The organism is Helcobacillus massiliensis (assembly GCF_014191425.1).
In the GTDB taxonomy this organism is placed as follows: Bacteria; Actinomycetota; Actinomycetes; order Actinomycetales; family Dermabacteraceae; genus Helcobacillus; species Helcobacillus massiliensis.
In genome coordinates, this window is the sequence record NZ_JACHWP010000003.1 from 178,375 (window position 1) to 187,373 (window position 8,999).

At 68.4% G+C, this 8,999-nt stretch carries 9 protein-coding genes and 2 tRNA genes; 5 read left to right on the forward strand and 6 right to left on the reverse strand.

The genetic code is table 11. The annotated features are described in order from the left end of the window. Positions 1-34: 34 nt before the first annotated feature. Positions 35-1,708 carry a formate--tetrahydrofolate ligase gene (locus FHX50_RS07750; protein ID WP_183376297.1) on the reverse strand — a complete coding sequence of 558 codons (1,674 nt, stop codon included), beginning with the start codon at positions 1,706-1,708 and terminating at the stop codon, positions 35-37. 302 nt (positions 1,709-2,010) lie between these two features. Further along, positions 2,011-2,925 (reverse strand): hypothetical protein, encoded by a 915-nt coding sequence (locus FHX50_RS07755; RefSeq protein WP_183376299.1) that lies wholly within the window; start codon positions 2,923-2,925, stop codon positions 2,011-2,013. 334 nt (positions 2,926-3,259) lie between these two features. Here FHX50_RS07755 and FHX50_RS07760 point away from each other — a divergent pair, with 334 nt between their 5' ends. Both FHX50_RS07760 and FHX50_RS07765 read left to right on the forward strand, forming a co-directional pair. Beyond that, positions 3,260-3,502, forward strand: a complete 243-nt coding sequence (locus FHX50_RS07760) for a hypothetical protein (protein WP_183376301.1) — start codon at positions 3,260-3,262, stop codon at positions 3,500-3,502. 144 nt (positions 3,503-3,646) lie between these two features. Continuing rightward, complete coding sequence (locus FHX50_RS07765) at positions 3,647-4,039, forward strand: hypothetical protein (RefSeq protein WP_183376303.1); 393 nt, start codon at positions 3,647-3,649, stop codon at positions 4,037-4,039. 37 nt (positions 4,040-4,076) lie between these two features. Here the strand turns inward: FHX50_RS07765 and FHX50_RS07770 are convergent, their stop codons facing one another. Then, on the reverse strand, positions 4,077-5,300 hold the full coding sequence (locus FHX50_RS07770; RefSeq protein WP_183375244.1) for an IS110 family RNA-guided transposase: 1,224 nt from the start codon (positions 5,298-5,300) through the stop codon (positions 4,077-4,079). A gap of 303 nt (positions 5,301-5,603) precedes the next feature. Then, a tRNA-Phe gene (locus FHX50_RS07775) sits at positions 5,604-5,676 on the reverse strand. Between the two features lie 164 nt (positions 5,677-5,840). Here FHX50_RS07775 and FHX50_RS07780 point away from each other — a divergent pair. Genes FHX50_RS07780 through FHX50_RS07790 form a run of 3 tightly spaced genes read left to right on the forward strand, consistent with a single transcriptional unit; the run spans position 5,841 to position 8,354 of the window. Further along, positions 5,841-6,626 (forward strand): PIG-L family deacetylase, encoded by a 786-nt coding sequence (locus FHX50_RS07780; protein ID WP_183376305.1) that lies wholly within the window; start codon positions 5,841-5,843, stop codon positions 6,624-6,626. Beyond that, positions 6,623-7,924 (forward strand): glycosyltransferase, encoded by a 1,302-nt coding sequence (locus tag FHX50_RS07785; RefSeq protein ID WP_183376307.1) that lies wholly within the window; start codon positions 6,623-6,625, stop codon positions 7,922-7,924. The genes FHX50_RS07780 and FHX50_RS07785 overlap by 4 nt, the downstream gene beginning before the upstream one ends. Positions 7,925-7,928: 4 nt before the next feature. Continuing rightward, positions 7,929-8,354 carry a hypothetical protein gene (locus FHX50_RS07790; RefSeq protein ID WP_183376309.1) on the forward strand — a complete coding sequence of 142 codons (426 nt, stop codon included), beginning with the start codon at positions 7,929-7,931 and terminating at the stop codon, positions 8,352-8,354. 145 nt (positions 8,355-8,499) lie between these two features. On the opposite strand, the gene FHX50_RS07795 is transcribed toward FHX50_RS07790, so the two are convergent. Further along, positions 8,500-8,573: transfer RNA gene (locus FHX50_RS07795), tRNA-Asp, on the reverse strand. 94 nt (positions 8,574-8,667) lie between these two features. Then, the coding region (locus FHX50_RS07800) for an HAD-IIA family hydrolase (RefSeq protein WP_183376311.1) at positions 8,668-8,999 on the reverse strand (332 nt) is incomplete at its 5' end.

Consider the following 8,999-nt stretch of genomic DNA (forward strand, 5'->3'; position numbering starts at 1 on the left):
AGCCGACTCGGACCGGGTGCCTGACCTGATCCGATCAGAACAGACCGAACGCCTCACCGTTGTCGTCCAGGCCCATGCGCAGAGCTGCAGGCTGCTTCGGCAGACCCGGCATCGTCATGACGTCACCGGTCAGCGCGACGACGAAGCCGGCGCCGAGCTTGGGGATGAGGTCGCGGATGTGCAGGACATGGCCCTCGGGAGCGCCGAGCTTCGTCGGGTCATCGGAGAAGGAGTACTGGGTCTTCGCCATGCAGACCGGCATCTTGTCCCAGCCGTTCTTCTTCAGGCGACGCAGTGCGGCCGGAGCCGAACCCACGTACTGCACCTCGGACGCGCCGTAGATCTCCTTGGCGATGGTCTCGATGGCGTTCTCGATGCCGTCCTCGGTGTCGTAGATCGGAGCGAACTTCACCGGCTCGTCGATCGCCTTCAGCACCTGGTCGGCGAGCTCGAGTGCGCCCTCGCCGCCCTTGGCCCAGACCTCGGACAGAGCAGCCTTGAAGCCGTTCTCCTCAGCCCAGTCCAGAGCCGCCTTGATCTCCTTCTCGGTGTCGTTCGGGAAGCGGTTCAGGGCGATGACGGGCTCCACGCCGAACTTGCGGACGTTCTCCACGTGCTTGCGGAGGTTCGAGGTGCCCTCGAGCAGTGCGTCCACGTTCTCGGTGTTGAGGTCGTCCTTCTTGACGCCGCCGTGCATCTTGAGAGCGCGGACGGTCGCGACGATGACGACGGCGTCCGGGCCGAAGTCACCGAACCGGGACTTGATGTCCATGAACTTCTCGCCGCCGAGGTCCGAGCCGAAGCCGGCCTCGGTCACGGCGATGTCGCCGAGGGAGCGGGCGAGGTTGGTGGCGATCATGGTGTTGCAGCCGTGCGCGATGTTCGCGAACGGGCCGCCGTGCACCAGTGCCGGGGTGCCGCCGAGGGTCTGCACCAGGTTCGGGTTCAGCGCGTCCTTCAGCAGCAGGGTGATGGCGCCCTGCACCTCGAGCTCACGCACGGTGACGGGCTCGCGGTCGTAGTTGTAGGCCACGACGATGTCGCTAATGCGCTTCTCGAGGTCCTTGAGGTCGGTGGCGAGGCAGAGCACGGCCATGATCTCGGAGGCGACGACGATGTCGAAGCCGTCCTCACGCGGGACACCCTGGGCGGGGCCGCCGAGGCCGACGACGATGTTGCGCAGCTCGCGGTCGTTGACGTCCACAACGCGCTTCCACTGCACACGACGCGGGTCGATGTTCAGCGGGTTGCCCTGGTGGATGCTGTTGTCCACGAGGGCCGCGAGGGTGTTGTTGGCGATCTGGATGGCGTGGAAGTCACCGGTGAAGTGAAGGTTGATGTTCTCCATCGGGACGACCTGGGCGTAGCCGCCGCCGGTCGCGCCGCCCTTGACGCCCATGATCGGGCCGAGGGCCGGCTCGCGCAGGGCGACCATGGTGTTCTTGCCCTTGAGGCTGAAGGCGTCCGCCAGACCGACCGTGGTGGTCGACTTGCCCTCGCCGGCGGGGGTCGGGGAGAGAGCGGAGACGAGAACCAGCTTTGCGGGCTCCTTCGGCTCACCGATCTTCTTCATGTCCACCTTGGCGATGTGCTTGCCGTAGTGGATGAGGGCGTCCTCGGGGATGCCGGCCTTCTCGGCGATCTCGCCGATGGGCTTGAGGGTGTGCGCCTGTGCGATCTTAAGATCCGGGTTCTCAGAAGCCGTCATTCGAATCTCCTTTGACGATGTAGAAGTCGAACTGTCCGCTGCCAGGGCTCATTCGTTCTGCCCGGGCGGGGCCAGCTGATGTTCATGCTAAGCCCGCGCATTGAGCGGTTGCTGTGCGGAACCGGTGCCGTATGGCCCCCATCACGAACGGGGGCGTGCCCGTTATGGGCGGCTGTGAGGACCCTCCCATCTGGGCCCGTCGGCGCCGAGGGGAGGCCGGCCGACGGATCCCGGCGAACAGACGGGGCGGGGCGGAACCGGTTGGTCCTGCCCCGCCCCGTCAGTGGGCGGCTGCTGGTGGGTCAGCGGCCGTCTGGGCGGCCTTCGTGGCGACCGTGGCGATCACCGAGGTCGTCCTGGGCGTCCTGCGAGAAGTCCTGGTAGCCGGAGTCGTCCACCTGGGCGTCCTGCGAGAAGTCCTGGTAGCCGGCGTCGTCCACCTGGGTGTCCTGCGAGAAGTCCTGGTAGCCGGAGTCGTCCACCTGGGTGTCCTGCGAGAAGTCCTGGTAGCCGGCGTCGCTGCCCGCGCGGGTGTCCACGTCGATGTCGCCCTGGCGTGCGTCGCCGGGGCCGCGGTCGTACAGGCGGGGGTCATCGGTCTGCGAGTAGTCTTCGTAGCCGGAGTCGTCGCGGTGATCAGTGCGATCCTCGACGCGGTCAGTGCGGACCTCTCGGTCCTCGTGGCGCTCGAGGCGGTCATCACGGCTGTCCTGGTCGGCGCCGACGACGGCGGCACGGCGGCCCTCGGAGCGGTGCTCCACGTGCTCCTCGTCGAGGCGGCGGTCATGGTCGACCGCGTCGCGGTGGTCAGCATCGGCGGCGGGGCGGTCCGCGCGGCGGCGGCCGGTGGCATTGGTGTCCGGGTCGAGCTCATCGGCGCGGCGCAGGCGGTCATCGAGGTCCTCACGGGCCTGGACGGCGTCGCGCTTCTGCTGAGCGGCGCGCTCAGCCTGCTCGTCAGCGGCGCGCTTCTGGCGCTCGGCCTCGAGGCGGGCACGGTCGGCCTGCACCTCGGACTCGCGGGCTGCGAGCTCGTCCTCCTCGATGCGGGTGCGGTCCTGGGCAACGCTCTGGCGCAGCTCAGCTGCCTCGCGGCGGTCGGCTTCGGCCTGTCGCTGCTTCTTCTTGGAGCTGAGAACGGAGATGAGGATGATCAGGGCGAGCAGGACCAGCGCGATGATGATCGCGGGAATGACCCAGCCGGGAAGATTGTCCATGGTGTGCTCCTTCGGTCGGTCCGAGCCAGCGGGCCCGGTTGGTGCGCCGACGGGGGCGCGGCGTCACTTGATTCAATCAGATGCATGTGGCGCCCGCCACGATCACCGGGAGGAATGTCACGGTGAGGTCACGGGCAGCTCCCCGGGCAGGGCGGCCAGCGGTGCAGGCCATCCAGAGTCTGCGGCATGGACACCGGTGCCCGGGCACCGGTGCTCGGGGATGGAAGCCCAGGTCGCGGTGTCCTTCGGTGCCCATCGTGTCGGTGCCCGGGTATCCGTAGCGTCGGGGTCATCGGCCGTTGGCGATCAGCGGCCCCGTTGAAGGCGACGCATCATGACCATCAATCGTCGACGATTCCTCACCCTTGCCGGCTCCGGCTTCGTCCTCGCCGCGGCGACCGGCTGCAATCCCTCTGAGCTGTTCGGCGGCGACGGCGACAACGACACGAACGGGGACGACCAGGACCGCAGCAGGAAGGACGCCAAGGGCGACGGCAGCGACGGCCAGAGCAGCGATGGCGACGACGGCCAGAGCAGCGATGGCCACGACGGCCAGAGCACCGATGGCCAGAACTAGGGCAGCGATCCGTTCGGCGGTGACGACTCCGGCGACACCGTCCCGAGCGGTGACGGCAACGGAGACTTCCGGCAGGAGAAGGCCTCCGGTGCTCAGGCCGCCACGGGCCGCTTCCAGTACACGGTGCCGAAGACGTGGACGCCGGTGCAGAAGAGCCGCTTGGACAGCCGCGACGTCGCCGGGTACGACATCAACAACGGTCGCGACGGCTACCTGCGGATCACCGACGTGGTGAAGCTGCGCGGCGGCCCGTACACCCAGGCATCGAACTGGGAGAAGGACATCAAGAACGCCTCCGATCTCGAGTTCGTCGAGAGCCGAGCGGTGAAGCAGTGGGACATCTCGACCGGTCAGAAGGCGTTCACGAAGCTGATCGCCGTGAAGATCAAGAAGACCGGCGCGAAGGCGGTGTCGATCCTCATGATGATCGAAGTGGAGGAGCACAAGGCGTACCACGTGATGCGCGGCATGGTGACGCCGAGCTATGCGCAGAGTGCGGAGTTCAAGTCGTTCGTCAACAGCATCCGCCTGTCCTGACGGCGGTGGTGGCTGGGGGGTGTCCCTATGTTTCGAGTCAAGCCGCGAGAGCGGTCGGCTCGGGGGTAGGGGCGGTTGTCGGTGGCTGGTAGTAGGTGCCGTCGCGGAGCATGGCGTAGATGACGTTGCAGCGGCGGCGGGCTAGGCAGATCACGGCGGCGTTGTGCCGTTTGCCTTCGGCGCGTTTGCGATCGTAGTAGGCCTTGGAGATGGGGTCGTGGTTGGAGGCGACCCAGGCGGAGTAGAACAGGGCGTTCTTCAGGCGTTTGTTCCCTGACCGGGCGGGGAACTCTCCGCGGATCGAGGTGCCTGATCTGCGGGTGACCGGCGCGATCCCGGCATAGGCCGCGAGGTGGCTGGCGGACTCAAACGCGGAGCCATCACCGATCGCGAGGAGGATCTGGGCGGCGGTCTTGATGCCGATCCCCGGCATGCTCATCAAGACCGAGGCGAGAGGGAAGTCCTCCAGCATGCCCTCCACTTCGTGGGCCACGGTCGCGCGCTGTTCTTTCAGCTCTTTAACCTGGCCAGCGACTCGGGGGATCACCAGCTCAACCGCTGCGGTGGCGGGCACGATGACGGTCTGCTCGCTAAGGGCTGTGAAGATCTGCTCGACCAGCGTCTCGGGGTCGCGGCGTGAATGCGCGCGGGCGAACCGCAGCACCTTCCCTCGGCCGGCACTTCGGAGGCCGGTGGGTCCGCCAAACTTCTCCAGCAGGTCCAGCACGAGCCCAGTGGAAAGCTTCCCGCCTGCGAAGACGCGCTCGAGCGCGGGGTGGATCTGGGTGAGCAGGGACCGGATCCGGTTCAGCGCCCTTGTGGTCTCGTGAGCGAGGTCCTCATCGAACCCGGCCAGAACCTTCAGCGCGGAGAGGACCTCGCTGTCACGATCGACCTGCCGGAGGGTGTGAGGCATGGTGCGGGCCGTGTCGGCGATGATGAAAGCATCCCGCGCATCAGTCTTTGACCTGCCCGGATACAGATCCGCGGCCTTCCGCATCGCCAATCCGGGAAGGTAGGCGACTGTGCAGCCGGTATCCCGGGCCACCGCGATCGGCAACGCTCCGATGGTGTTCGGCTGATCGACGACCAGCAGAACTTCGCCGTGGTTCTGCAGCTGGGTGAACAGCTCGCGAAGTTTGGTCTCGTCCTGCGGGAGGGGCTTGTCGAACAGCTTGTTCCCCTCCGGGTCGAGTGCGCACGCGTGGTGAGCTGTCTTCCCGACGTCCAGGCCGATCACGACCGCGAACCCTGTGTTCATGACGCTGTCCTCCTCATCACTGCTGGCCGCAGTCTCGACACCCGATGCCGGCACCCACGTTACGAAGAGACCTCAGACAGAGCTGGGCCGTGTCCCTATCAGCGGTCAACGCGTGTCTCTCGACCGGGCGGCAACACCCCCCGGACCATCAATGGCAGGGCAACAAAGCCATACCCGGCCGAGCGACCAGACCCCGTCCATCGGGGTGCTCACAAGGTAACGGGCGCTCTGACGCTGCAGCTTCGTGCATGCCCCCGGGCATGAAGGAACCCCCGCGATGTAGAAGCTACGCGGGGGTTCCAGTGGCTCCGACCGGCGTCGATCCGGTGACCTTTCGATTTTCAGTCGAACGCTCTACCAACTGAGCTACAGAGCCGTGTCACGAACACTCAGTGGTGCTCACGAACCAGATCAGAGTAGCAAGAACCGATGCGCGGCGCGAATCCGTCGGCCCCACTGAGAGGGAGGCCACGCCCGAACCCGGGTGGAGGCGCACCCACTACGCTGAGGGCACCACCCCCGAACCCCCAGGACGACCCGTTGAGCACCTCTTCCGCGCTGATCGCCGCCCTCACCAGCAGTGACGTCCGAGCAGATCAGCACCGCCTCCTGTTCATCCACGCCCACCCCGACGACGAAGCGGCCCAGACCGGTGCACTCACCGCCTGGGCCACCGGCCGCGGCATTGCCGTCGCCGTCCTCACCTGCACCCGCGGGGAGGAGGGCGAATACGTGCCGGGGACGCTGGCCGACGGGGACGACCTCGTCACGGTCCGCGCCCGCGAACTCGCCGGCTCGCTGCGGGAACTGGCGGTCGATGCCCACGCCTACCTCGGCACTGAGCCGGCCCTGCGCGAGGGCGCCCAGCCCCGCCACTACCGCGACTCCGGCATGCAGTGGGTCGCACCGGGCGTGGCAGGCCCCGCCGACACCACCGATGAGCGCACCTTCACCGCCGCGCCGATCGCGGAGGCGGCCGCGGATGCCGCCGCCTTCGCCGCTGACTTCGGCGCGACCGCGATCATTTCCTACGACCAGTACGGCAGCTACGGCCACCCCGACCATGTGCGGGCGCACGAGGTCGCGGTCGAAACGGCGCGCGTCACGGGCCTGCCGATGCTGGAGGTGCTCTCACCCGTCGGCCCCGAGAGCGACGCCGGGTTCACCCGCCTGGACGCCTCAGACGGGTTCCGGGCAGCGCAGCGTGCGCTCGCCCACTACCCGACGCAGATGCGGGTCGACGGCGACGAGCTCGTCCACGTGGGCGGGCAGCGCACCCCGATCGAGACGAGCGTGGGGCTGCGCGGCGTCGAGGTCGGTGCATGAGTGGGGCACCCGTCGGCCGCCCCGCTTCCGATGGCCGTCCCGCACCCGGCGGCGCTGCCCCCGCGGGGCGCCGCGTGGTCATGGTGACCGTCCACACCTCCCCGATCGCGGGCCCCGGCTCCGCGGACGCAGGCGGCATGAACGTGATGGTCTCCAGCATCGCCGCCGCCCTCGCCGACCGCGGCTGGCAGGTCGACCTCGTCACCCGCCGCACCGCCCCCGACCAGCCGGACCGACGCGACGTCCACCCCGGCGTCACCCTCCATCACCTGCCGGTGGGGCCGCCCGTCACCGTTCCGAAACCGCAGGCGGAACGCCTCATCGCCCCGTTCGCCGACGCGTTCGACACCTGGTGTGAGGAGCACGGCGGCGGCGTGGACATCATCCACTCCCACTACTGGTTCTCCGCCGCCGCGGTCCTCGACATCGCCCGCCGCCGCGGCATCCCGCACGCCGTCAGCTACCACTCCGTGGCCGCGGCCGTGGGCGAGGACGGCCTCGACGCCGGCGAGCCGCCCGAATCGGACGGCCGCCGGGCAGGGGAGCAGCGCGCCGCCGCAGAATCGGACCTCGTCATCGCCGTCTCCGACACCGAGAAGCAGATGATCATCCAGCGGTGCGGCGCCGACCCGGATGCGATCGACGTGGTCCGCCCCGGGGTGGACCTCGACCTGTTCCACCCCCGCAAGGCCGTACCGAGCGGGCCGACGGGTGCCGCGCCCACCGCCGCAGCACAGGGGGAGGGGCCCCATCGCCTCGCCTGCGTGGCCCGCCTCGAACCCCTCAAGGGCATCGACCAGGCGATCCGCATCCTCGCCGCCCTCCGCGACGAGGACGTCACGCTCACCATCGCCGGAGCCGCCGCCGAGGACTACCGCGACTACGAACGCCGGCTGCACGCCCTGACGGCCGAACTCGGCGTCAGCGACCGGGTGCGGTTCGTCGGCGCTGTCGACCGGGAGGACCTCGCCGCTCTCCTCGCCGGCAGTGACCTGCTGATCAACCCGTCCTATTCGGAGACCTACGGCATCATCAACATCGAAGCCGCGGCCTCCGGCACCCCCGTGATCGCGCACCGCTCCAGCGGCATGCGCGAATCCGTCATCGACCACGTCACCGGGATCCTGATGGACACCCGGGACCCGTCGGCCTGGGCCGACGGCATCCGCACCCTCATCACCAGCCCCGCCGCCCTCGAGTCACTGTCCCGCTCCGCCGCCGAGCGGGCGCAGCGCCGCACCTGGGCATGCGCCGCCGAACAGTTGGAGGACTCCTATGAATCAAGCGCTCTACGATGACCGCGTGCCGAGCTTCTCGGCCACCCTCACCGGCCACATGATCTCCGGCGCCATCAAGGCAGTGATCGCGGCGCTGATGCTGTTCGCCACCTCCGCCACGGGCGCCATCAGCGAGATCACCCTCTCCCACGCGCTCACCTTCGCGTTCGTCGCCATGATCCTGGTGGAGACCGTCAGCGCGGTGATGTTCCACGTGGTGGCGCTGCGCCGCCGCCACCCCCGCCCCGGCAGCACTGCCGTGACGGTGGTGGACCTGGCGCTGCCGCCGCTCGCGGCGCTGCTGTTCGGCACGATCCTGCTGGGCGGCGGGATCGTGATCGCCGCAGCGATCTGCTTCACCATCGTCTTCTGGGTGTTCACCCTGCTGGTGGAGAAGCCGTGGCGGGAGGACGACGCGGCCGTGGAGGCGATGGAGAAGTCCCGCTGGTGAGGGCGCTCACTCGGTCATGACCTGCGGCACAGTCAGCGCAGCCGGCCCCGCCTGAACGCGGACACCGTTCAGCGCGGAGCCGCTGCGCGTCCGCGTCCGCACAAACAACAAGAGCCCCACCGAAGTGGGGCTCTTGTTCGTCCTGCGACCCTGACCGGGCTTGAACCGGCGACCTCCGCCGTGACAGGGCGGCACTCTAACCAACTGAGCTACAGGGCCTCATTTTTTCCGCCCCTCTCGGAGCGACAAGAAATACTCTACGCGACCCCAGGGCCGAGCGCCAATCCTGGGGCTGTGACTCTGATCGCACAGGTCAGGTCAGGTCCTTCAGCTCCTCCAGCAGCTCCGCCACACCGTCGAAGTCCTGGTCGGGACGGAACGGGAACTGCTCCAGCGTGCCCGGCTGCGTGATGCCCGTGTAGACGAGGAGCGTGTGCATGCCGGCTTCCATCCCGGCGACGATGTCGGTGTCCATCCGGTCGCCGATCATCGCGGTCGTCTCCGAGTGCGCCTCGATCTGGTTGAGGGCGGAGCGGAACATCATCGGGTTCGGCTTGCCCACCACATACGGGTGACGGCCCGTCGCCTCCGTGATCAGCGCCGAGACCGCGCCGGTGGCGGGCACGATGCCCTCTCGGGACGGAC

Bases quoted from the DNA above. Each gene is read 5' to 3' on its own strand.
- FHX50_RS07755 (WP_183376299.1), bottom strand. From the start codon at position 2,925: ATGGACAATCTTCCCGGCTGGGTCATTCCCGCGATCATCATCGCGCTG.
- FHX50_RS07760 (WP_183376301.1), top strand. From the start codon at position 3,260: ATGACCATCAATCGTCGACGATTCCTCACCCTTGCCGGCTCCGGCTTC.
- FHX50_RS07770 (WP_183375244.1), bottom strand. From the start codon at position 5,300: ATGAACACAGGGTTCGCGGTCGTGATCGGCCTGGACGTCGGGAAGACA.
- FHX50_RS07750 (WP_183376297.1), bottom strand. From the start codon at position 1,708: ATGACGGCTTCTGAGAACCCGGATCTTAAGATCGCACAGGCGCACACC.
- FHX50_RS07785 (WP_183376307.1), top strand. From the start codon at position 6,623: ATGAGTGGGGCACCCGTCGGCCGCCCCGCTTCCGATGGCCGTCCCGCA.